Here is a 23,994-nt window from a genome sequence, read left to right on the forward strand (position 1 = left end):
TTTGTTATTTATAGAGGTATTGTGTTACAAAATATTATGAAGCATGTTCTTAAGAAAACCGTAAATAGTGTTTTCATTTTACAATCAGGTACATGGTAAACAGTTTTGTTCGCAATGGGAGGATTTATGGATTTTATAAAAGCAGTTAAAAATTCCAGAGTTGGTATTATATGCTCATATTTATTAGTGCTGATTTATTTTGGAATAGACAGAACAATAGAATATGCAACAGATTCTTATGCAGCTCTCATGATGGATGATAACTGGAAAGTGAAGATATATGACAATGGAAGAGTTCTTCAGGGAGCACTGTATTATCTGATTGAGCAATTACATTTGTCCTCAGGAATAAAGTATCAGATATCCTATTTATCTGCATTTATATTTTTGGGATTTTCAATTTTCCTCCTTTCACGTGTCATTAACAGATATTTTGAGAATGACATTCTTTCTGTTGTCACAGCGTTTGTGACTATTGTAAATCCGTTCTTTGTGGAGTTTTTTCTGTTTATTGAAAAAGGAATGTTCTGTTTTGTCATTTTATTGAATGTATATGCTTTGTATTTGACAGAAAGGATCTTTCGTGGGGACAGGGATGATTCGGAAGGCCTTTTAACCGGAAGAAATGCTGGTCGGTCGGTGCTGGTTCTCATATCATTGCTGATATCGGTTTTAATGTATCAGACACTGATAGCCTTATATGTGGTGCTTTGTCTGGCCTTTATTGCTCTTAATACAAAAGAATTCATTAAAAAGAACATATATGTTGCATGTATGTATCTGATCCCGATGATGATTGCATTCCTGTTGGCTAAATTCGTTTTTCCGGTAGAGCGATTATCTCAAAGAGGTAGTTTATCAGAGTCATTTTCAGCCTTTTTCAGATCAATTAAAAGTGTAAGCACTGAAAAGTTTTCATATCTGGGAGGAGGCTCCTTTAGCACCTGGCTGATGATACTTGCGGTGATCATTGTGCTTTTTCTTGTCTACGAAAGAAGAGACTTTATAAGGCACTTTTTACTTATTACATATGAGACGATTGGCTGTATTGTAATGAGTTTTGCCATAGTATTCCTTAATGACTCTGAAATATCACCAAGGGTTGTTTATACTTATGCATCACTGTTTGGTATCATCATTATCTATGTTATTGCAGAGTTAAAGAAGGGTGAGCGACAAGACAGACTGAATTATGCGATTAAAGTTTTTTCATTTGCTTTAATAGGGATAATCTGCATATCAGAATACACTATTTTCCATAAGTGTTTTATTGAGAGATATAGATGCAATCAGGCAGATTTGTATCTGTGCAATATAATAGGCGAGAAAATTAAAGAGTACGAAACAGCGACGGGAAATACTGTAGATACTTTATGTTATTACAGCGATATGGCAAGGACCTGGCAGGATACAGGCTTTGAAAAAACCGAAAGCAGTACAAGAGCCCAGGCTACCGGCTGGAGCAGGACATATTCTTTGAACTATTATCTTGGAACTGATTACACAGAAGGAGAACCAAAGTCGGAGCTGACGGATTATTTTGGTAGCTTAAATTGGGATACTTATTCAGATGAACAGCTGATATTTGATGGCAATACTCTTCATATATGTATATATTAAGAAATTGGATAAAACATAAACTTAATATTTATTTTTGTTCAAAAAGATTTTATTATCTTTAATTGATACTTTAGGGTATGTAAAGTATATCTTCACTTTTATCCTATACACTTTTATTAGAGTAATTATTCATAGCAAATGGTCTATTTGCGGTTTTCTAAGTGGTGGGAGAGAAGATATATGAGTAAGAACAGTTCTATTTCAAAGATCAGGGAAAAAGTATCTATTTTTTTATCTATTATTATGCTTGCAAGCTCTTTCGTTGTACTAGATGCAGATTTTGCGCTTGTTTCAAAAGCAGCACATTCTGATAAGTATTGTGAAACTTGTATAGATGATAGTGTCAGGGTATTGTTCATTGGAGATTCAAGAACAGTGGACATGTTTAGTGCCAAAAAGAGTGAGATCAAAGGTAAAGTATATAACAATATTACTGTTTATGCTAAAGACGGTGCTACATATGGATATATGAAATCCACATTGAAAAAAGTCAATCTGAATAATTTTGATGTAGTAGTATCCTGGATGGGTGCCAATGATCATGGCGATTTCTCAAAGTATTCTTCATATTATAAAAAGCTGAACAAGAAGAAAGATCTGCATTTGGTTCTATGTACCATTGGCTACTCTGATAACAGCAAGCTTGGAGACCTTGGAGACTGTCTCTATTATAATGATGGAATCATGCAGAGATTTAACCAGGGACTTAATAAATGGGCAAAGAAGAATGATGTTGAAACCATAAATCTGTATTCTTATACTAAGAAGCATATAGCTGCCAGAGATAATAATGGTGTTCACTATGTTCCAAATCCGACAGTAAGACTCTGGAATTATACTGTGAATCAGATAATTAAAAAGGTTGATGAATTCGGTCTTGTAGAAGAGTCTGATAAAGACAGTACAGAGGCAATTAGTGTTATTCGGTAATTAACTATTTTTTTCCAGTAATTTAAAAGCTGATGGATGAAGTAATGATCATCCATCAGCTTTATGTTTTTAAAGAAGGTTTTCGTCTTTGACTATTTTTACGATACGGCTTGTTCCGAGTCTGTCAGCGCCAAGCTCCATGAATTTTTCAGCATCTGCAATGCTTCCGATTCCGCCGGCTGCTTTCATTTTAACATCGGGACCGATGTGCTTTGCAAATAATGCGATGTCATCAAAAGTAGCACCTGCAGTAGAGAAACCAGTGGATGTTTTGATGTAGTCAGCTTTTGCTTCTGTAACAAGCTCACACATCTTAATCTTCTCTTCGTCAGTAAGTAGGCAGGTTTCAATGATTACCTTTAGGATTTTGTCGCCGCATGCAGCTTTGATCTCTTTTATCTCATTGAGTACATAGTCATAGTTCTTAGCTCTTAACTCACCGATATTGATTACCATATCAATTTCATCAGCTCCGTTTTCTAAAGCATCCTTTGTCTCGAATACTTTGGTAGCTGTTGTCATGTTTCCATTGGGGAAACCTATAACTGTGCAAAGCTGAACCTTATTACCAACATATTCCTTAGCTCTCTTTATATAGCATGGAGGAATACAAATAGAAGCTGTGTTGTATTTAATAGCATCATCAGCAATCTCTTTTATCTGATCCCAGGTTGCCTCCTGCTTTAAAAGTGTGTGATCGCAATGATTGAGAATTTCTTTAATATCCATAATTATATCCTTTCAAATTATCTTTGTCCCTTATCATAAGGAATTCCTTCTGCCTTAGGTGCTCTGGAATTCTTGGAAGTAAATGCAAGTACAAGGAGTGAAATCACATAAGGCATGATGTTGTATACAGTTCCGGATATGGGCAGAGCATGTAAGAAATCAATACCCATATATACGTTAGAAAGTGATCTGAATACTGCAAAAAGTACTGCAGACCAGGCAATTCTTTCAGGTTTCCACTGACCAAAGATCATAACTGCCAGTGAGAGGAAACCTGCACCTGCAACACCATAGTCGAAATGCCATGTTGAGTTTGCTGCAGCAATGTAAATAATTCCACCAATACCAGCTAAAAATCCTGAGATCAGTACGCCGGAATATCTCATTGCATATACACTGATACCAACAGACTCAGCAGCCTGAGGATGCTCACCGCAGGCGCGCAGACGAAGAGCAAACTTGGTTTTATAGAACATTACGATAGAGATTATCAGTAATAATGCGGCTACTATAATAAACCAGCTGAGCTGAATGCCAAAAGCGTTGAAGACAAAAGCATCATGACCTTTGACATAATCAAGTTTTGCTGAGAAATCAGTGCCATTTGAGCGTGCTGTGTTAAATGCTTTTACAATAACTGTAGCTGCTGCAGTTGCAAGCATGTTAAGAGCGGTTCCAATAAGTGTCTGATCCGCATTAAAATGAATACAAGCGACTGCAATCAGTAGGGATGAAACCATTCCGGCTGCGGCAGCAGCAAGCAATGTCAGGAAGATAACAGTTATTTTTGAAGCATCTGCAGGAAGTAGTACCATTACCATAGCGCCTGACATGGCTCCAAATACCATTATACCTTCAAGTCCCAGATTGATGATTCCGCTTCGTTCGGAAAACATACCTCCAAGTGCAACCAGTATTAATACAGCGGAGAAAATTAGTGTGTACTGAATAAGTAATCCCATACTCACACCTCCTTCTTGTCAGCTGTATTGTCAGCTGCATCAGTTTTTTTGTCAGGTGTGGGTGATGGTGCTGTACCCAGCTTGCTTACCGGCTTTGTCATTATTGTCTTGAAGAAAAGAACAAAACCGCAAAGGTAAATGATGATAGCGATCATCAGATCCGCAACCTGAGGATTATAGTAGTTAGTGTTGAGATACTGACCACCAAGTGTTATGTATTCTACAAAGAAGCCTGCAAATATTGAACCAATAGGGTTAAGTCCTCCAAGGAATGCAACAGCTATTCCTGAGAAGCCCATGCCGGGTACTGAGGAAGCAATCTTGTAATGCTCAATTCCTGTCAGATAGTACAGACCAGCTGCAAGACCGGCGATTGCACCGGAAATTACAAGGCTGAGTATGATATTTCTTTTTGCATTCATTCCTGCGTATTTAGCAGCATCCTTGCTGTGACCGGTTGCTTTTAATTCATAACCAAAAGTTGTTTTGTTAAGAACAAAAAGAATACATATGGCAACTATAACTGTCAGCGGAACGGCAATAGTAACATATTTATTCTGACCAAAAAAGTCTGCAAGAAATGCCGGAAGTATACCGGAAGGATTTTTACCTGCTATGTCATAGGTTTCAGACTTTGTGGTATTCATGCAAATCTTATTACCAAGTACAATGTTACAGATGTAGAGCGAAATCCAGTTAAGCATGATACCTGCAATAACTTCATTAACATTGCAATATGCTTTAAAGAATCCGCAGATTGCACCCCATACAGCACCTGCCACAATAGCTGATAAGAGGCAGAAAAACCAGTTCCAATGAAGGGCGAGGGCAGTATATAGACTTGCAATGATGCCTACTGTATACTGACCGGCACAACCAATGTTGAAAAGACCGGTTTTATATGCAAAGAGGATGGCTTCTGCACAAAGTATTACGGGAACTGACTTTACAAGTGTAGATCCGAAGTAATACATCAGATTAGTTTTATTATTTGCATATTTGAAAAAGTTTTTGAGGATAGCAAACATTCCTTCAGTCGCATGTTCCGGATTCATCAGTAAAAGAATGATAAAACCAAGAATTATTCCAAAAACTGCGCAGAGAATAGAAGCTAAAAGTGTTTGAAATCCGGGATTTTGAAAAAGACTTTTTTTCTCCTTCACAATTATGCCTCCTTTCTCGTATCGCGTTTAGCGCCGGACATATATAGTCCAAGTTCCTGAAGGGTAGTAGTTTTGGGATCAACTTCACCGACAATTTCACCCTCATACATTACAAGAATTCTGTCGGAGAGGTTCATTACCTCATCCAGTTCCAATGAAACAAGCAGGATAGCGTTTCCTGCGTCACGTTCCTTAACGATTGCTTCATGGATATTCTCTATGGCACCTACATCAAGACCTCTGGTTGGCTGAACAGCAATCAGAAGCTTGTGATCTCTGTCCATTTCTCTGGCAGCAATAGCTTTTTGCTGATTACCACCGGACATTGCGCGAACTATTGTGGTAGCCCCCTGACCTGAGCGGACATCAAAGGCAGCAGCAAGTTTGTCTGAGTATTTTCTCATTTCACCCTTTTTCAAAATTCCATTCTTTGAAAACTGAGGCTCAAAGTATCTTTGGAGTATCATGTTCTCCTCAAGGGTGTAATCAAGTACTAGGCCGTGTTTATGTCTGTCTTCAGGAATATGGCTCATGCCATGTGTGCTCTTATATCGGATGGACTTCTTGGTTATATCTTCGCCGCAAAGAGATATTTTGCCGCTCTCGATATCATCAAGACCTGTCAGAGCTCCTACAAATTCTGTCTGACCATTTCCGTCGATACCTGCTATACATACGATCTCGCCGGCACGTACATTGAATGAAACATTGTGGACAGAATCGTTGTTGTGAAGTTTGCTCTTTACACAAACATTTTCAACCTTAAGGATTTCTTCTTTTGGCTGTGCAGGTGCTTTATCAACAGCAAATTTTACGTTACGGCCTACCATCATGGAAGAAAGCTCTTCTTTTGTAGTGTTCTTTACATCTACTGTTCCGATATATTTGCCCTTTCTGAGAATTGAGCATCTGTCAGCGACAGCCATAATCTCATTAAGCTTGTGTGTGATAAAAAGAATGGATTTACCCTCTGCTGCGAGCTCTTTCATGATTTTCATGAGCTCGTCGATCTCCTGAGGAGTTAAAACAGCAGTTGGCTCATCAAAGATAAGGATTTCATTTTCTCTGTAGAGCATCTTGAGAATCTCAACTCGCTGCTGCATTCCAACAGTGATATCCTCAATCAAAGCATCGGGATCAACCTTGAGATTGTATTTGTTTGACAGATCCAATACCTTTTTTCTGGCAGCTGCCTTTGTAAGAAAGCCAAATTTATTTGGCTCTGAACCCAAAATGATATTGTCAAGTACAGAAAAGATATCAACCAACATAAAGTGCTGGTGAACCATTCCTATACCAAGTGCGGTCGCATCATTTGGATTGCTGATTTTTACTTCTTTGCCATCTTTTTTAATTACACCCTTTTCAGGTGTATAGTGACCAAAAAGTACACTCATAAGAGTGGATTTCCCTGCGCCGTTCTCTCCAAGCAGTGCATGGATTTCGCCGCGTTTCAATTGCAACGTAATATCGTCATTTGCAATTATGCCGGGGAATTCTTTAGTGATATGCAACATTTCAATTACATAATCTTCCATAGTGGCACACCTTTCTATTAAAGTAATTAATTTACAGTCTTATAATACCATAAAACACGCTTAAGTAGTACATTTAGGTTGCTATGACTTCATGGCCGAAACTATATTTTACTGCAAGTTTTTTTAAAATTAAATACTGCTTATAGAAAAAAAGAAGCTGACGTATTTTCGTACGTCAGCTCCAAAAATAATAGTCGGTTATTTTATAAGATGGAATCTCTAAGAAAATTAAGAAATTCTATATATTAGTGGATGTTATCAAACTCAGTAACCTTGATATCTGTTGCAGGCATAGCCTCGATATCGCTTGAAACAGTGATATCACCAGCATACATAGAAGCAACAAGTGTCTTATAATCATCAACTGTGAAGTTTGTCATTGACCATGTCTCTGTAGGAAGCTGTACATAGTTAACAGAAACATCATCACCTGAGATAAGACCAAGGTTCTCAATCTTACCAGCGTGCTTAGACCAGTCGCCAGCAAAGAGATCTGTAAGTGTAGAATTAACTGTTGCACCAAGACCCTTCATAGCTGATGTTACGCAGAGACCTTCAACGCCGTACTGGCTTTCGATTGTACCTGACTGATCAACGTCAACACCAACAACCTTGCCGTTGACGCCTTCCTTGATAGCAGCTTCGCAAGCAGATGAGAAGATACCGCCACCGCAAGCGAATACGATTTCTGTACCACCCTGATACCATGTATCCATTGTAGCTGTGATGGATTCGTCACCGTAGAACTGACCACCATATACATAGTTAACTTCTACTTCATCAGTGTTGCCAAGATCCTTAGCAGCATCGTTAGCACCCTGTACGAAACCAAAACCATAACGGATAACAGCGGGAACAGCCATTCCGCCAAGGAAGCCAAGCTTCTTGTAGCCTTCCTTAACTACAGCATAACCAGCCATGTAGCCTGCGAGCTCTTCCTGATATGTGAATGAGCAAACGTTCTCAGGAAGTGAAGGCATTCCAGCGTCTGTGAAATCGAACTCTGAGCAGTCAAGAGCGATAATTGTTACATCAGGGTTAGCTTCTGCAACGTTAGCAATCATGCCAGCGAAAAGATAGCCGGGAACGATGATTACATTGTAGCCATCAGCTACAGCGTTGTTGAAAGCTGCGATACGAGCTTCATCAGAATCTTCTGTGGGCTTGTAGTACTGATAATCAACACCATTAGCTTCTGCAAATGCCTTTGAAGCTTCATATGTTGTCTGGTTGAAAGACATATCTGTGATGTCTCCTGAGTCTGTGATCATTGCGATTTTCTTGTCAGATGTGTCTGCTGTGTCAGCAGTCTCAGCAGTTTCTTCAGTAGCTTCTGTAGATTCTTCCTCAGCAGCTGCCTCTGTTGTCTCTTCTGTAGATGTCTCTTCTACAGCGGTTTCAGCTGTATCGGTTGTAGTGGAAGCAGATCCGCCACAAGCAACAAGGCTGAAAGTAAGTGATGCTGTAAGCACCATTGCAAGTAACTTCTTCATAATGTTTTTCTCCCTTTCTTTAAATAAAAACTAAACATTAGAATCATTGTATGCAAGAAAACATACAATCCTAAATTACATTATAATCATATATTATATTTTTCACAAGTTGCACTATGATTTTTTGTACTATCTGCCTTACACTGTAAGCATGATAATGCAAAAGATAATTAGTTATATATGAGCAATATATTCAGGAAAATGTAAAAACAACTACACCAGTGAGCGATATTACGTTATAATGTCAATGTATTGTTCTTTTCTTAGAGGAGGGAAATGATGAAGAAAAAACCATTAGCATTCGACAAAGAATTATTCAAGAGAAGCGTTTTATATAATGTAAAAACGTTGTATCGTAAAACTATCGAAGAGGCTTCACCTCAGGAAATTTTCCAGGCATCTGCCTATGCAATTAAAGATGCGATTGTTGATCATTGGATGACAACCCAGAAGGCGGCAAACGAACAGGATCCAAAGATTGTTTACTATATGTCAATGGAATTTTTGATGGGACGCGCACTTGGTAATAACCTCATCAATTTGCAGGCATACAAACCGGTTAAGGAAGCTCTTGATGAGCTGGGGGTTGATATTAATGTTATTGAAGATCAGGAACCTGATCCGGCACTTGGCAATGGCGGTCTTGGCAGACTTGCAGCATGCTTCCTGGATTCCCTTGCTTCACTGGGATATATGGCTTATGGCTGTGGAATACGTTATAAATATGGAATGTTTAAACAGAAGATCATAGATGGATATCAGGTTGAAGCGCCTGATAACTGGCTTGAAAATGGTAATCCGTTTGAACTGAGAAGACCTGAATATGCCAAGGAAGTAAAATTTGGCGGGTATGTAAATGTTTTCGTTGATGACAGGGGCAGAAATGTATTCAGGCAGGAAGGTTATCAGTCAGTACGTGCGATTCCTTACGATCTTCCTATAGTTGGTTATGGCAATGGTGTGGTTGATACCTTGAGAATATGGGATGCTGAGCCAATCAACTGCTTCGAGCTTGATTCCTTTGACAAGGGCGATTATCAGAAAGCGGTTGAGCAGGAAAATCTTGCCAGTCAGCTCTGCGAGGTTCTTTACCCCAATGACAATCATATAGCCGGAAAAGAACTGAGACTTAAGCAGCAGTATTTCTTTATTTCTGCATCAGTTCAGACTGCACTTAAGAGATATTTGAGACGCCATGATGATATCAGCAAGTTCTATGAAAAAGCAGTTTTCCAGTTAAATGATACTCACCCGACTGTGGCAGTTGCAGAGCTTATGAGACTTCTTATGGATGAGTATTTCCTTTCATGGGATACAGCATGGGACGTTACAATGAAAACCTGCTGCTATACTAACCACACTATTATGGCTGAGGCATTGGAGAAATGGCCGATAGACCTTTTCCAGAGACTGCTTCCAAGAATTTATCAGATTGTTGATGAGATAAACAGAAGATTTGTGGATCAGATCATGAGACAGTATTCAAATCTTCCAAGCATCGATGTGCAGGGTAAGATTAGAAGTATGGCCATTTTGTATGATAATCAGGTAAAGATGGCTCACCTTGCCATTGTGGGCGGACATTCGGTAAATGGTGTTGCAAGACTCCATACAGAAATCCTGAAAAAGAGAGAACTTAAGGATTTCTATGAGATGTATCCCGAAAAGTTCAACAATAAGACAAACGGTATTACCCAGAGACGTTTCCTTATGCATGCAAATCCTCTCCTTGCGGATTGGGTTACTGAGAAAATAGGTGAAAACTGGATTACAGATTTATCACTTATTGAGGGGCTTAAGGATATTGCAAATGATAAAAAAGCCCAGAAGGAATTCATGGAGATCAAGCATGCCAATAAGATACGTCTGGCTAAATATATTAAGGAGCACAACGGTATAGATGTTGACCCCAATTCTATATTCGATGTGCAGGTTAAGAGACTTCATGAGTATAAGCGACAGCTTCTTAATATACTTCATGTTATGTATGTGTATGATACGCTTAAAAAACATCCTGATATGGATTACACTCCAAAGACATATATATTTGGAGCCAAGGCAGCAGCTGGGTATCAGACTGCGAAGCTCACGATCAAGCTTATAAATTCTGTTGCAGATGTAATTAATAACGATCCTTCAATAAATGGCAAGCTGAAAGTTGTATTTATAGAGGATTACAGAGTATCAAATGCTGAACTGATATTTGCTGCAGCTGATATTTCAGAGCAAATTTCTACCGCAAGTAAGGAAGCTTCCGGAACAGGTAACATGAAGATGATGTTAAATGGCGCCATTACACTTGGAACGCTTGATGGAGCAAATGTAGAGATGCTTGAGGAGGTTGGAGATGAGAACATGTTTATCTTCGGTCTCACATCAGAAGAAGTAATTGCATTTGAAAAGAATGGAGGATACAATCCCGGAGAGATTTATGAAAGAGATCCAAATATAAAGAAGACATTGGATCATTTGGTTGACGGGACGTTCTCAAATGATAGAGAACTTTTCAGACCTTTGTTTAACTCACTTCTGAATACCTATAATTCAAACAAGGCTGATCAGTACTTTATCCTCAAGGATTTCGAGTCATATATCGAAGCCCAGAGAGCAATTTCTGAAGCTTACAGAGATACGAAAAAATGGGCTAAGATGGCAATACTTAATACTGCATCATGTGGAAAATTCTCTTCTGACAGAACAATTCAGGAGTATGTTGATGAAATCTGGCACATTGATAAGCTTGATTTATCAAAGAGCTGAAACAAAGGGTAAAATAAGCCGGTTGGTTATCCAGCCGGCTTAATTCTTTTTAGAGTACCTGGTAAGGCTGTTCACACCTTACGGTGCTCATAGCTTTATGAACAGAAACCATGACACTACAGTAATAAAAAAGTACACAAATTTAGCATATTAAAGTATAATACGTGGGAGTAGATAATTTAAGCAGAAAGGTAGGAGATTTAATGGTTAAGACGTATGAAACTGGCGCATTTTTAGTTAACGGAACGGATCTGATACCGGATACAGATGGTGCCGGAGCAGCTGTTAGCGCAAAGCTTGGTAAGCAGATTGATAAGGCAGAAGCAAAGAAAAACACAATTGCTTATGGTATTTTACAAAAGCATAACACATCAGGAAACATGGATAAGCTTGAAATCAAATTTGATAAGCTTACAAGCCATGATATTACTTACGTAGGCATTATTCAGACAGCGCGTGCGTCAGGACTGGAGAAATTTCCTATTCCATATGTGCTTACTAACTGTCACAATTCTCTTTGTGCAGTTGGTGGAACAATAAATGAAGATGACCACATGTATGGTCTTACAGCTGCCCAGAAATACGGCGGAATTTATGTACCGCCTCATCAGGCAGTAATTCATCAGTTCGCAAGAGAGATGCTTGCGACAGGAGGCGGGATGATACTTGGTTCCGACTCACATACAAGGTATGGTGCACTTGGAACAATGGCCATGGGTGAAGGCGGACCGGAACTTGTAAAGCAGCTTCTTAGCCAGACATATGATATTTCAATGCCCGGTGTTGTTGCTATCTATCTTAGCGGTGAACCGATGCATGGGGTAGGACCTCAGGATGTGGCACTTGCTATTATCGGAAAAGTTTTTGGCGATGGTTATGTTAAAAACAAGGTAATGGAATTTGTAGGTCCCGGTGTGAAAAATCTCAGCGCTGATTTCCGTATTGGAATCGACGTTATGACGACTGAGACAACATGCCTTTCATCTATCTGGCAAACAGATGATGAGATTAAGAATTTCTATGAAATTCACGGAAGAAGCGGCGATTTCAAAGAACTTAAGCCCGGAGAAGTTGCATATTATGATGGAGTTGTAGAGGTTGATCTTTCTACAATCAAACCAATGATAGCTATGCCTTTCCATCCCAGCAATACCTATGAGATCGATGAAGTAAATGCTAATCTTGAGGATATTATTGCAGATGTTGAGAAGCGTGCAAAAGTAAGCTTTGGAGACAAGATCCAGTATTCACTCAAAGAGAAGATCAGAAACGGAAAATTTATGGTTGATCAGGGTGTTATAGCCGGATGTGCAGGCGGCGGTTTTGAGAACATTTGTGCAGCTGCCGATATACTCGAAGGCAGATTTACGGGAAATGACAGATTTACACTTAGCGTATATCCGGCTTCCACTCCTATATTCATGGAAATAGTGAAGAACGGTGTTGCTGCTAAGATTCTTGAAACAGGTGCAATATTAAAAACTGCATTCTGCGGACCATGTTTCGGTGCGGGCGATACTCCTGCAAATAACGCATTCAGTATACGTCATTCAACCAGAAACTTCCCTAACCGTGAGGGATCCAAGGTTCAGAATGGCCAGATTGCATCTGTAGCTTTGATGGATGCCAGATCAATTGCCGCAACAGCAGCAAATCAGGGCGTTCTTACACCTGCTACAGCTTTTGACGGTAAATTTAACAAATACACTTATCATTTCGATAAGGAAATATATGCAAACCGTGTATTTGACTCTCACGGTGTTGCAGATCCAAATGCAGAGCTGCAGTTTGGACCAAATATCAAGGATTGGCCTAAAATGTCAGAGCTTCCTCAGAATCTTCTTCTTAAGGTTGTTTCTGAGATTCATGATCCTGTTACTACAACAGATGAGCTTATTCCTTCAGGAGAGACATCATCCTACAGATCTAATCCTATTGGTCTTGCAGAGTTTACACTCTCAAGAAAGGATCCTGAATACGTAGGAAGAGCAAAGGAAATTCATGAGCAGGAAGAGAAGAGACTTAAGGATATTCCTTTTGAGGATATGAGTAGTGATGTACAAGAGGCTGTAAAAGCTGTACTGGCTTCATATCCTGATGTTGCTACATCAAATACAGGAATTGGATCAACAATATTTGCTGTAAAACCCGGTGATGGTTCTGCAAGAGAACAGGCAGCATCCTGCCAGAAGGTTCTCGGTGGATGGGCAAATGTGGCTAATGAGTATGCTACAAAGCGCTATCGTTCAAATCTTATCAACTGGGGAATGCTTCCGCTGGTTATTAAGGAAGGAGATCTTCCGTTTAAAAATCTCGATTTCATATTCCTTCCGAATATCAGAAGTGAGGTTGAAGAAAAATCTGAATTGATCAAGGCAGTAGCAGTATCAGAAGGAAAGCTTACAGAGTTTACAATGACTCTTGGAGATCTTACAGATAACGAACGCGAGATTATATTGGATGGCTGTCTGATTAATTACAATCGCGCAGGCAAGAAATGATAAGAATTAATTTTAATAGAATTAAAGGGCCTTTAGCGGCTCTGATGATGACAGCTTTGTTGTGTGGGTGCGCCAAAGCTGATCAAAATGATAAAATGGTGACAGAGCAGGATACGCAGGGAGGCGAGCCTGCTCTAAATGTCGTATATGATGTTCCTGTAAGTATTCCAAGTGCTTTAGTGGATCAGAACGGCTATAGAACCGGTGCCGAGAAGGCAGTAATATTTAAAGGTAATGATCTTCCTGATAAGTTTTATGTTTATAATCTGGATAATGAACTTGAATATACAGGTCAGATGAGGACAACTAATCACGATGATGAAGGTGTTGAAATTAAAGAAGGCTATTTTTCTGACCTGATAGAGGATGGATCTTATTATATTTATGCTGATAAGATTGGAAGTTCATATGCCTTTAGAATTCAGAATGATCTGTACGATGACATTTTTAATGAAGCCTGTAAAAAGTATTACAAAAACAGATGTGGGATGCTGATCTCTGAGGAATTTAGCGGTGAAGAAGCACATGCGGCATGCCATACAACAGAGGCTCATCTTCAGGAGAATCCGGCCAGGAAGCTGGATGTTTCCGGGGGATGGCACCTTAATTCTCAGGCTGACAGAGATACAGTACTTGGATGCAAGATAGCTCAAAATCTGCTTCTTGCTTATGAGATGAATCCAAATGCTATTACAGATGATTCAGGAATACCGGAAAGTGGAAATGGAATACCGGATCTTCTTGATGAGGTAAAATATGAGGTTGACTGGCTCATCAAAATGCAGGATGAGAGAACAGGCGGGGTTTATGGCTCTGCCCTTACTATAAGAGATGAATCTGATGACTTAATGCAGGCAGAAGTCGAGATAACTCCCATTACAATGGAAGCGACAATAAGATTTGCCACGCTGTTGGCTGATTTTAGTTATTTATATCAGAGCTATGATTCTGATTTTGCCACCAATTGTTTAAAATGTGCTGACAGAGCATACAATCTTTATGCAGGTAAAGAAAATGTAAGAGAAAATGCTGAGGGTTTTTATGCAGCAGCGCAGCTGTATAGGGCCACAGGTGCTTCAAATTATGAGCAGGTTCTTACATCTTATTTTGGGTCAGATGGATTTGAGTCTCTTTTTAGAAGTAATGAAGATATATTTCTTGGAGGCATAACCTATATTTCTACAAATCAGAAAGTGAATGTAGATGTATGTTCTAAAATAATGAAGCTTTTGATGGCAAAAACCACAGATATTGTTGATGCTGCAAGGAGCTCTGAGTATATGGTAACAAGTGAAGACCATGAGCAGCTTCTGGATGATATGAGAACTATAACAATTACGGATCATATAATATATAATTATGAGTATACTACTATTATAGAAAATCATGCGCATTACCTTATGGGTAGAAATCCCGAGGCTATTAATTATGTAACAGATACTACTGAGAGAACCTATAAGGACTCTGATGAAGCTCTGGGAATAATGAACCAGCCGCTGCTTAATGCGAAATTTATTTTTATGTTGAGTGTGATTAAAGAATAATACTGTATTATGTTCTTATGAAAACTGCTGTATCCGCGGATTTTGCAATATCGTTTAGGGTATATTATTTATACACAGAGGAATATTATGAACACAGAAATAGATGGTTTAAAAATATATTACAGGGATGAAGGCGAGGGACCGCTGCTTATTCTGCTACATGGATGGGGTTCAAACGTGGATCTTTTTGACGGAATATTCAGATTTGCTTCAAAAAAATACCATGTAGTTGGAATGGATATGCCAGGCTTTGGAAAAAGCGATGAGCCAAAAGACTCATGGGAAGTCAGCGATTTTGTGACTTTTGTTATCCATTTTATTAAGAAGCTTTACCCTGATGAGAAAGAAATAATGTTTTTGGGCCATTCAATGGGCGGCAGAGTCATAATAAAAATGATAGGAACAAAGACTGAAGAGGAGCTTGGATTTAGGATTCCGAGAGTGATTCTTACGGATAGTGCAGGTATAAAGCCTGTACCATCAGGAAAACAGTCAGGCAGAACGAAACGGTATAAGTTCTATAAAAATGTTTTGATAAAAACCGGTATAGCCAAAGCATTCCCTAATACATTGGAAAATCTGAAAAAGAAATTCGGATCAGCAGACTATGCAGCTGCATCACCTGTGATGAGAGGAAGTCTGGTAAAGGTTGTTAATGAGGACCTTACCCAATATATGCCAAGTGTAAATATGCCGGCTTTACTTATCTGGGGGGATCAGGATACTGCAACACCTCTCTCTGATGGAAAGAAGATGGAGGAGCTTATGCCTGAAGCAGGGCTCGCCGTTATACCGGGAGCAGGGCATTATTCGTTTTTAGATAATCAATATATGTATAACAAAATCTTGGGAAGCTTCCTGAAGATTGAAATGTAGAACCGAGGAAAACAAATGAATATTTTTATTTCTGTTATATATTTAGTTGCCTATCTGGCAGTGGTAGTACTTGGACTTAGACATTATACTCATATGCTACAGCTTTCATCCTATCAGTTTCAGGGATATTTCAGGTATCTTAGGTCAAAACCGCAGCGATACGGATTACATGTCGGATTTTTATTCCTTACGATAATTGCCGGATTTCTGGGAAGTAACAGCACTGCAAGATTAATAAGAATCCTGTCGCTGGTATTTCTGATCTTTCTTATATTCCAGTATATTCCGCATAAGGCAAAGAAGAAGTTTGTGATTACTAAAAGAGTACAGAGGCTTTTTGTTACTTATGCTGTATTGTTAATTATATTTGCAGTATCAGCGGTGTTCCTTCTTGTTACATCAAAAGAAGCTCTTTCAGGTTTCTTTATTGCGACTAAGAATAGTGTGACCAATTTCACGTTTGATACGAATGGAAGAAGAGGAGTGGCTTTCCTGCTTATTGCTATATATGTCGGACTTCTTCCGCTTGTTGTTGCGCTGGCTAATTTAATCAACAAACCAATTGAGAAGAAAGTAAATGACTGGTTTATACATGATGCTCAGAGAATTTTAAAAGAGCATCCCGGTATCAGAATTATAGGTATTACCGGTAGCTATGGTAAGACCAGTGTAAAGTATTACTTGTGGACTTTGCTTTCAGAGGGGTTCAGAGTTCTTATGACTCCTGAGAGCTATAACACTCCCATGGGAGTTGTGCGTACTATACGTGAACAGCTTACACCGATGCATGAAATATTTATCTGTGAGATGGGAGCAAGACATGTTCATGATATAAAGGAAATCACGGACATAGTTCATCCTGACGATGGAATGCTTACATCGATTGGACCGCAGCATTTGGAGACATTTCATTCTATAGAGAATATTGTTGATACGAAGCTCGAACTTTTTGACGCAGTCCAGGAGAAGAGCAGCCAGGGATTAAAATTTGCTAATGGTGATAATGAACTGATAAGAAATAACATTCGCCATAAAAATGTCATCCTTTACGGTATTAGTGAGGTATGTGATTACAGGGCTACGAATGTTAAGTATTCATCTGATGGCGCGAGCTTTACCGTTACAGCTCCTAACGGGGATACGGCAGATTTTTCAATGAAGCTTTTAGGCGAGCACAATGTCACAAATGTTACCGGTGCTATTGCTATGGCACATACGATGGGGATTCCCATGGGTAAACTTAAAATGGCAGTACGAAGGATTACACCTGCTCCGCACAGACAAGAGCTTAAGAAGCATGGAAATATTAGTATAATTGATGATGCATATAATTCAAATCCTATGGGAGCAAGGAGAGCTCTGGACACATTGTCAAAATTTGAAGATAGTGTAAGGATTCTTGTTACACCGGGTATGGTTGAACTTGGTGAAAAAGAAGCTGAATACAACAAGGAATTTGGAAAGCAGGCAGCAGAAGCCGCAGACTATATAATCTTAGTGGGCAGTGAGCACACAAAGCCCATCAGGGAAGGCGCTTTGGAAGCAGGCTTTTCAGAAGATAAGTTATTTGTAAAGGAAGGTCTTAAGGAAGCAACAGATCTTATGTATGAGATTGATGCAGGTAAGCAAAAGGTTATTCTTTTGGAAAATGATCTTCCGGACAATTATCTCTAAAATTTTAGAACAGTAAGGATAAAAATGAAGCAGGAGAAAAGTCTTATTTTAAAAAGGACACTCTTTGGTGGAGGAGAAAAGGCGGTAGCATTGGATGCTGCCTTTTCTGTTATTATGTCCCTGATAACTGTATTTAACAAAAATGCTGTAGACGATCATCTTTTTCTGGACAGGTTTATTGTACGTCGATATATAGTCCTGTTTTTTGTGTATACAGCTATGTTTTATGCGGCAGTAAGAATAATAGAATTTCTGGTTAGTAATGAAAAATCAAAAGCAACAGCTTCATCATCTGTGGAGATCTCCCGTTTAAAGCAGGCTGTTATGATGTTTTTGGCGTGGGTTCCATATCTTATAATTTTTCTTCCCGGTGTAGCGAACTATGATACAGTAAATCAGGTTAATGACTTTTTTGACGGTGTGGCACCTGTTCCGTTTGGATTTATTGAAGGACAGGAGACTGTAAATGTCTTTCTTAATGCCCATCATCCGATAGTTCCAACTTTCATCTTTTCATTTTTTATAGGAATCGGGAGATTCTTCGGAAGCGCAACAGCCGGATTTTTATTATACATATTATGTCAGATGGCACTTGGTGCAATTCTGATTTCCGGTATTTTGGATGATTTGTACAATAATGCAGAGACAAATAATGGAAGATATCTGATCAAAGCAGTAAGAGTATTTTTTATGTTCATGCCTTTCATACCGATGTACATGATCTGCATGTTGAAAAACACTATGCATAGTCTGCTGTTTATTCTCTTCATCTATAGTCTTTATAGATATTTTGCAGGGATGGATAGTAAACCAGCAAAATCCTGGATACTTTTCCTTTTGATATTATTGATGCTTTGCGTGACTCTGAATACCGGCGTTTATGTAGTGCTATTTACAGGCATTGCCACACTTTTTATTAAAGACAGGAACCGGTACAAAATAATTCTGGTTTCAATGATCAGCATGGTAGTATGGTTTGTAATATTTCCAAAGGTTGTATACCCTGCATTAAATGTCTATCCGGGAGGTAAGCAGGAACTTTATGGAACGATCTTCCATCAGACTGCAAGACTTGTCCGTGATAACGAAGAGGAGTTTACAGAAGAAGATAAGAAAATTATTGATGCTGTTCTGGATTATGAAAAAATAAAGGAGAACTTCTCTTTTGAAGCTACAGATCCTGTAAAAGATACATTTAAACTCAGTGCAAGTGACAGAGACATAAGTGAATACTTAAAGTTATGGTTCAGGATGGGACTGAGACATCCTATAGTATATCTGAGAGCTACATTTTCTATCTGTGGGAATTTCTTTTCTCCCGGAGCCGGAATACAGGTTTTTGGGGATATTCCTATGGCAGCAGGAGTTTTTGGGGAAATACATCATATATTACCCAGAGTATTGGGAGACAGACTGATCTCGCTTTATTATAAGATTTCACTATTGCCGGTAATAAGGCTGCTTTTCTCTCAGGTACTATACTCCTTCTGGATACCTGTTTATTTATTTTATTATATGGTTATTAGAGAAAAAGTACTAAACAAAAATGGCAGAAAGCGACCTGAGCTGATTATCTTGGTACCGCTTTTTGTATCGGTGTTGTTTTTGGTTGTCAGTCCGATGAATTACAGTAGATACGCGCTATGCCTGATATTCGCATCACCGATCATACTTGCCATGGCTGGGGTTAAAAATAAAAGAAGTTGAAATTTTTGCAGATAAGTCTATACTTTTGGTGTATGACTTTAAAAGATGTTTTTGAAAGGAAGTGTTAATTTTGAAATTAAAGCTTGCAGTTCTCTTTGGAGGAAAAAGTACAGAGCATGAGATTTCCATCATCTCAGCTATTCAGGCTATAGGATATATAAATAGAGATAAGTATGATGTTATTCCGGTATACATGACCAAGGATAATGACTTCTATGTTGGTGAGAGCATGGATAAGATCGAGGAGTATACACATATTCCGGAGCTTTTAAACAAGAGCACCAAGGTTGTCTGGATAAAAGAAGGAAACAAAGTCAATCTTGTCCGTTATCCAATGAAGAAGTTTGGTAATAATATCATTACCAGCGTGGACATTGCTTTTCCTATCGTACACGGAACTAACGTAGAGGACGGAGTTCTTACCGGATTTTTACAGACATTGGGACTTCCTGTTGTTGGCTGTGATGTTCTTTCTTCAGCAGTTGGAATGAATAAATATGTAATGAAGACAGTGCTCAAGGACAATGGAATATCTGTTCTTGATTGCAAGTGCTATACCTGGACAGATTATGAGGATGCTGAAGGTTTGATGGATAAGATTGAATCGAATTTCAAGTATCCTGTGATCATTAAACCTATAAATCTTGGTTCAAGTATCGGAATATCCAAGGCCGGAAACAGACAGCAGCTTACCGAGGCTCTTGAGCTGGCATTTGAGTTTTCAAAGAAAATTCTGGTTGAGCCTGCTATCGTTAAACTTAAGGAAATCAACTGTTCAGTCCTTGGTGATTATGAAAATGCTGAGGCGTCAGAATGTGAAGAGCCTGTAAATTCAGATGATATTTTATCATTTGAGGATAAATATATCGGTGGCTCAGGTTCAAAGGGAGCAAAGACAGGCGGAGCAAAGAGTGGCGGATCCAAGGGTATGGCAAGCCTTAAGAGAAAAATACCTGCAAATATAACTGATGAGCAGAGATCTGAAGTTCGCAGAATGGCTGTAGATGCATTTAAGTGTCTTGGCTGCAGCGGAGTTTCAAGAATAGACTTTATGCTGGATGAGGAGACAGGAAAAATCTACCTCAACGAGATCAATACTATTCCGGGATCATTATCTTTCTATTTATGGGAGCCCCTTGGAAAGAAGTATTCTCAGCTGCTTGATGATATGATAGAAATTGCAATTAAACAGGATCGTGAGAACCATAAGCTTGTATTCTCATTTGAGACTAACGTTCTTGAAGGAGTTAAGCTTGGTGGTGGTTCTAAGGGAAGCAAAATGTGATTTTCTTTACGAGTGTCTTGGCTGGATGATTCGTAATTAAATCAAAAGTCATCAAGACAAGATACCAGGAGCGAAAAAATAAGGCGTTATACCAACGCCTTATTTTTTTGATATGTTTCCTGAATTAAATTGTGACAATAAGTTTCGATATTCTTCTTGTCCTCTGGAGAGAGGCCATCTATGTATATAGGCTTTCCATATTCGAGAACCACATGTGATCTCTTAATAAAAGGAAGATGATCCTCGAAGATCGCATTGGAATTATTTATGGTCATAGGAATTATAGGACAACCGGTTTTCTGAGCAATTTTAAAACTTCCTTTATGGAATGGAAGCATCTCGTCTGTACCGTTTCGTGTTCCTTCAGGATATATTGTGATTGAAATTCCATTCTTGACCTTATCAATTGCAGACAGGATAACTTCGAGTCCCTGTCTTATATCAGATCTGTCCAGGAAGAGGCAATCCATGTTTTTCATCCATTGGGATAGAACCGGAACCTTGATGATTTCTTTTTTGGCTATATATCCTGTAAGTCTTGGGACTCTGGAATAACTAAGAACAATATCGAAGTAACTTCTATGATTTCCTACATATAGAACTGCTTTATCCTTTGGAACGTTTTCTTCTCCTATTACGGTAAGTTTGGCACCTGCCAGGAATGCTACACATCTAAAAGCCCAACTAACTATGCGAAGGGATGTTTTTTTCTTAATATCAATGTTGAACTTACCAATTATCCAAAGAACAAATTGTATAAGAATACTGCAAAGCAGAAATACAAGCAAAAATAAAAAAACTAAAATTAAACGTATCATGAATGAATCTCCGACAAACATATAGTATGATGTTATATTATACCACAATACGATAAGGAATAAGAATTCAGAAAAGGAAAACAATATGCTTCTAATAAAGAATGGAAGATTGATCGACCCTGCAAGTGGGATCGATGGTTACAGAGACATTTTGATAAACGATGGAAGAATTGTCAAAATAGGGTTTTGCGGTACACTTGATGACATGGCAAGTGAAGCATTATCATACCTTAGCATGATGCAGATGGGCATTGAGCAGGCAGGTTATAAGGATAATGCAGATAACCGGTTTAATGCGGATAATTTTAGCGGACCAAAGCTGGATGAAATAGACGCAGGAGGAATGATTGTTGCTCCAGGCCTTGTAGATGCACATGTACATTTCAGAGATCCCGGATTTACCGATAAAGAGGATATAAATACCGGAGCCGAAGCTGCAAAAAAAGGTGGATTCACATCTGTTGTAATGATGGGGAATACAAAACCGTCCATGGATAATCCGGAGACAATAAGATATGCACTAAAAAAAGGTGAACAGACAGGTATCAGAGTCTTTACCTGTGGAAACATCACTAAAGGGATGGACGGAAAAGAACTTACGGATATGGAGGCTCTCTTAAAGGAAGGAGTTGTCCTTTTCACTGATGATGGAAAGCCTGTAATTGACGAGAAACTTATGAGAGAAGCTTGTTTAAAGGCAAAGGAACTGGGAAAAGTTCTAAGTCTTCATGAAGAGGATCCGTCCTTTATTACAGATAACGGTATCAATGCCGGAGAAGCTGCGGATGCCTTAGGAATAAAAGGATCTCCAAGAGAAGCTGAAATTGAAATGGTAAAAAGGGATATTGAGATAGCTAAAGAGACAGGCGCAGAGATTACCATTCAGCACATAAGTACAAGGGAAGCTGTTGAGATGATAAGAGAAGCCAGAAAGACTAATCCCGGGATACATGCGGAGGCAACACCTCATCATTTCACACTTACCGATTCTGCAGTCATAGAGCATAAAACCATGGCCAAGATGAATCCGCCACTGAGAAAAGAGGCAGATCGTCTGGCTATTATAGAAGGTCTGGTGGATGGTACTATCGAAACCATTGCAACTGACCATGCTCCCCATACAAAGGAGGAGAAGGAAAGAGAAATCACAAAAGCTCCCAGCGGGATAATAGGTCTTGAGACATCTCTGGGGCTTGGCCTTAGAGAGCTTGTAAGTAAAGGTCATATGGATATTATGACACTACTTTCAAGAATGACCTGTCAGCCTGCCCAAATTTATAACCTTAATGCCATTGTACCGGATATGGAGGATCCAATGGAGAATATCTATCTTGCACTTCCGGTTGGCAGAATATATGAAGGCGGTCCGGCAGATATTGTGATTTTTTCAGACAAAGAAACCTGGAAAGTGGAAAGCTTTGCATCAAAAGCATCTAATTCACCATTTATAGGAGAGGAATTACCGGGGAAAATTCATTTCACTATATGTGCAGGAAAAATAGTTTATAAGAATTGAAAGGAAGAAGAACATGCCCAAAAAGAAAAAAATAACTGCTGAGGTTGTATCCCAGCATATGTTATCAAACGACATCATGGATTTAAGGTTAAGGACCTGTCTTGCGGAGGATGCTAATCCAGGACAGTTTATAGGAGTTTATACACATAACAGATCAACTCTTCTTCCAAGACCTATCAGCATTTGCGAATATGATAAGAATGAGCAGATATTAAGGCTTGTGTACAGAATAGCAGGTAGTGGTACTGCTGAGTTTGCTCTATACGGGCAGGGAGAATCCGTAGATGTGTTAGGAATTTTAGGCAATGGGTTTCCTCTTGATAAAGCAGCTGGCAAAAGAGTGCTTATAATCGGTGGAGGCATAGGTGTTCCGCCGCTTTTAGGACTTGCAAAAGAGCTTAAAGGCAAAGAAGGAAATGATGCTGCTGAAAGTGTGACCATGGTTATGGGATATAGAAATTCAGACACGTTTCTTTTGGATGAATTTAAGAATAATGGAGAGCTATTTATAGCAACAGAAGACGGTAGTGTGGGAACAAAAGGAAATGTAATAGATGCCTGCAAAGAAAATAATATTACGGCAGATGTTATTTACGCATGTGGTCCCATGCCAATGCTTAGAGGAATTGCAGCTTATGCAAAGGAAATATCTGCAAAGGCATATTTAAGTCTTGAGGAACGCATGGCCTGTGGTGTTGGAGCCTGTCTTGGATGTGTATGCAAGACCAAAAACGTCGATGAGCATTCACATGTTAATAATGCAAGAATATGTACTGATGGACCCGTGTTTGATGCAGATGATCTTGAACTGTGATCTTTGTCCGGATTCAAATTATTCAGGTAAAATATAGATACAGAGTATAATGAGGTGAAAATCG

17 protein-coding genes are annotated in these 23,994 nt (G+C 39.0%); 11 read left to right on the plus strand and 6 right to left on the minus strand.

Annotated elements, in window-relative coordinates; all coding sequences use genetic code 11:
* Positions 1–126 precede the first annotated feature (126 nt).
* A complete protein-coding gene (locus tag G622_RS0112040) occupies positions 127–1,620 on the plus strand; it encodes a glucosyltransferase domain-containing protein (protein WP_026510930.1) in 1,494 nt (497 codons plus the stop codon).
* 180 nt (positions 1,621–1,800) lie between these two features.
* The gene (locus G622_RS0112045) at positions 1,801–2,550 is read left to right on the plus strand and encodes an SGNH/GDSL hydrolase family protein (protein WP_026510931.1); all 750 of its coding nucleotides are present in this window, start codon (positions 1,801–1,803) and stop codon (positions 2,548–2,550) included.
* Between the two features lie 69 nt (positions 2,551–2,619).
* On the opposite strand, the gene deoC is transcribed toward G622_RS0112045, so the two are convergent.
* From deoC to G622_RS0112070, 5 genes are all read right to left on the minus strand, one after another.
* Positions 2,620–3,279 (minus strand): deoxyribose-phosphate aldolase, encoded by a 660-nt coding sequence (deoC, locus tag G622_RS0112050; RefSeq protein ID WP_026510932.1) that lies wholly within the window; start codon positions 3,277–3,279, stop codon positions 2,620–2,622.
* A 17-nt stretch (positions 3,280–3,296) separates the two neighbouring features.
* Positions 3,297–4,241 carry an ABC transporter permease gene (locus G622_RS0112055; protein ID WP_026510933.1) on the minus strand — a complete coding sequence of 315 codons (945 nt, stop codon included), beginning with the start codon at positions 4,239–4,241 and terminating at the stop codon, positions 3,297–3,299.
* 2 nt (positions 4,242–4,243) lie between these two features.
* On the minus strand, positions 4,244–5,404 hold the full coding sequence (locus G622_RS0112060) for an ABC transporter permease (protein ID WP_026510934.1): 1,161 nt from the start codon (positions 5,402–5,404) through the stop codon (positions 4,244–4,246).
* A gap of 2 nt (positions 5,405–5,406) precedes the next feature.
* Positions 5,407–6,942: an ABC transporter ATP-binding protein gene (locus tag G622_RS0112065; protein ID WP_026510935.1), complete on the minus strand. Its 1,536-nt coding sequence runs from the start codon at positions 6,940–6,942 to the stop codon at positions 5,407–5,409.
* A gap of 245 nt (positions 6,943–7,187) precedes the next feature.
* Positions 7,188–8,435, minus strand: coding sequence for a BMP family lipoprotein (locus G622_RS0112070; RefSeq protein WP_081675297.1), 1,248 nt, complete (start codon positions 8,433–8,435; stop codon positions 7,188–7,190).
* A gap of 279 nt (positions 8,436–8,714) precedes the next feature.
* Here G622_RS0112070 and G622_RS0112075 point away from each other — a divergent pair, with 279 nt between their 5' ends.
* The 7 genes from G622_RS0112075 (at position 8,715) to G622_RS0112105 (ending at position 20,782) form a co-directional block, all read left to right on the plus strand.
* Complete coding sequence (locus tag G622_RS0112075; protein ID WP_026510937.1) at positions 8,715–11,195, plus strand: glycogen/starch/alpha-glucan phosphorylase; 2,481 nt, start codon at positions 8,715–8,717, stop codon at positions 11,193–11,195.
* Positions 11,196–11,398: 203 nt separating this feature from the next.
* Positions 11,399–13,696 carry a hydratase gene (locus tag G622_RS0112080; RefSeq protein WP_026510938.1) on the plus strand — a complete coding sequence of 766 codons (2,298 nt, stop codon included), beginning with the start codon at positions 11,399–11,401 and terminating at the stop codon, positions 13,694–13,696.
* Complete coding sequence (locus tag G622_RS0112085; protein ID WP_026510939.1) at positions 13,693–15,240, plus strand: glycoside hydrolase family 9 protein; 1,548 nt, start codon at positions 13,693–13,695, stop codon at positions 15,238–15,240. Before G622_RS0112080 ends, G622_RS0112085 begins: the two co-directional genes overlap by 4 nt.
* Positions 15,241–15,327: 87 nt before the next feature.
* Positions 15,328–16,116 carry an alpha/beta fold hydrolase gene (locus tag G622_RS0112090; RefSeq protein WP_026510940.1) on the plus strand — a complete coding sequence of 263 codons (789 nt, stop codon included), beginning with the start codon at positions 15,328–15,330 and terminating at the stop codon, positions 16,114–16,116.
* A gap of 15 nt (positions 16,117–16,131) precedes the next feature.
* Positions 16,132–17,790: a Mur ligase family protein gene (locus G622_RS0112095; protein ID WP_026510941.1), complete on the plus strand. Its 1,659-nt coding sequence runs from the start codon at positions 16,132–16,134 to the stop codon at positions 17,788–17,790.
* 24 nt (positions 17,791–17,814) lie between these two features.
* Positions 17,815–19,497 (plus strand): DUF6020 family protein, encoded by a 1,683-nt coding sequence (locus tag G622_RS0112100; protein ID WP_026510942.1) that lies wholly within the window; start codon positions 17,815–17,817, stop codon positions 19,495–19,497.
* A gap of 70 nt (positions 19,498–19,567) precedes the next feature.
* Complete coding sequence (locus G622_RS0112105) at positions 19,568–20,782, plus strand: D-alanine--D-alanine ligase family protein (RefSeq protein WP_026510943.1); 1,215 nt, start codon at positions 19,568–19,570, stop codon at positions 20,780–20,782.
* Between the two features lie 86 nt (positions 20,783–20,868).
* Here G622_RS0112105 and G622_RS0112110 read toward each other — a convergent pair whose 3' ends face one another.
* Positions 20,869–21,600 carry a lysophospholipid acyltransferase family protein gene (locus G622_RS0112110; RefSeq protein ID WP_026510944.1) on the minus strand — a complete coding sequence of 244 codons (732 nt, stop codon included), beginning with the start codon at positions 21,598–21,600 and terminating at the stop codon, positions 20,869–20,871.
* Between the two features lie 85 nt (positions 21,601–21,685).
* Between G622_RS0112110 and G622_RS0112115 the strand changes: the two genes are divergently transcribed.
* Both G622_RS0112115 and G622_RS0112120 read left to right on the plus strand, forming a co-directional pair.
* Entirely contained in the window at positions 21,686–23,116 is a 1,431-nt protein-coding gene (locus G622_RS0112115; protein WP_026510945.1) for a dihydroorotase, read from the plus strand.
* Between the two features lie 13 nt (positions 23,117–23,129).
* The gene (locus tag G622_RS0112120; RefSeq protein ID WP_026510946.1) at positions 23,130–23,930 is read left to right on the plus strand and encodes a dihydroorotate dehydrogenase electron transfer subunit; all 801 of its coding nucleotides are present in this window, start codon (positions 23,130–23,132) and stop codon (positions 23,928–23,930) included.
* Positions 23,931–23,994 lie beyond the last annotated feature (64 nt).

The organism is Butyrivibrio sp. LC3010, assembly GCF_000424385.1.
In the GTDB taxonomy this organism is placed as follows: domain Bacteria; phylum Bacillota; class Clostridia; order Lachnospirales; family Lachnospiraceae; genus Butyrivibrio.

Excerpts from the sequence above, each read along its gene's own strand:
- G622_RS0112110 (WP_026510944.1), bottom strand. The coding sequence starts at position 21,600 with ATGATACGTTTAATTTTAGTTTTTTTATTTTTGCTTGTATTTCTGCTT.
- G622_RS0112090 (WP_026510940.1), top strand. The coding sequence starts at position 15,328 with ATGAACACAGAAATAGATGGTTTAAAAATATATTACAGGGATGAAGGC.
- deoC (WP_026510932.1), bottom strand. The coding sequence starts at position 3,279 with ATGGATATTAAAGAAATTCTCAATCATTGCGATCACACACTTTTAAAG.
- G622_RS0112040 (WP_026510930.1), top strand. The coding sequence starts at position 127 with ATGGATTTTATAAAAGCAGTTAAAAATTCCAGAGTTGGTATTATATGC.
- G622_RS0112095 (WP_026510941.1), top strand. The coding sequence starts at position 16,132 with ATGAATATTTTTATTTCTGTTATATATTTAGTTGCCTATCTGGCAGTG.
- G622_RS0112085 (WP_026510939.1), top strand. The coding sequence starts at position 13,693 with ATGATAAGAATTAATTTTAATAGAATTAAAGGGCCTTTAGCGGCTCTG.
- G622_RS0112070 (WP_081675297.1), bottom strand. The coding sequence starts at position 8,435 with ATGAAGAAGTTACTTGCAATGGTGCTTACAGCATCACTTACTTTCAGC.
- G622_RS0112075 (WP_026510937.1), top strand. The coding sequence starts at position 8,715 with ATGAAGAAAAAACCATTAGCATTCGACAAAGAATTATTCAAGAGAAGC.
- G622_RS0112055 (WP_026510933.1), bottom strand. The coding sequence starts at position 4,241 with ATGGGATTACTTATTCAGTACACACTAATTTTCTCCGCTGTATTAATA.
- G622_RS0112100 (WP_026510942.1), top strand. The coding sequence starts at position 17,815 with ATGAAGCAGGAGAAAAGTCTTATTTTAAAAAGGACACTCTTTGGTGGA.
- G622_RS0112045 (WP_026510931.1), top strand. The coding sequence starts at position 1,801 with ATGAGTAAGAACAGTTCTATTTCAAAGATCAGGGAAAAAGTATCTATT.
- G622_RS0112065 (WP_026510935.1), bottom strand. The coding sequence starts at position 6,942 with ATGGAAGATTATGTAATTGAAATGTTGCATATCACTAAAGAATTCCCC.
- G622_RS0112115 (WP_026510945.1), top strand. The coding sequence starts at position 21,686 with ATGCTTCTAATAAAGAATGGAAGATTGATCGACCCTGCAAGTGGGATC.
- G622_RS0112080 (WP_026510938.1), top strand. The coding sequence starts at position 11,399 with ATGGTTAAGACGTATGAAACTGGCGCATTTTTAGTTAACGGAACGGAT.
- G622_RS0112120 (WP_026510946.1), top strand. The coding sequence starts at position 23,130 with ATGCCCAAAAAGAAAAAAATAACTGCTGAGGTTGTATCCCAGCATATG.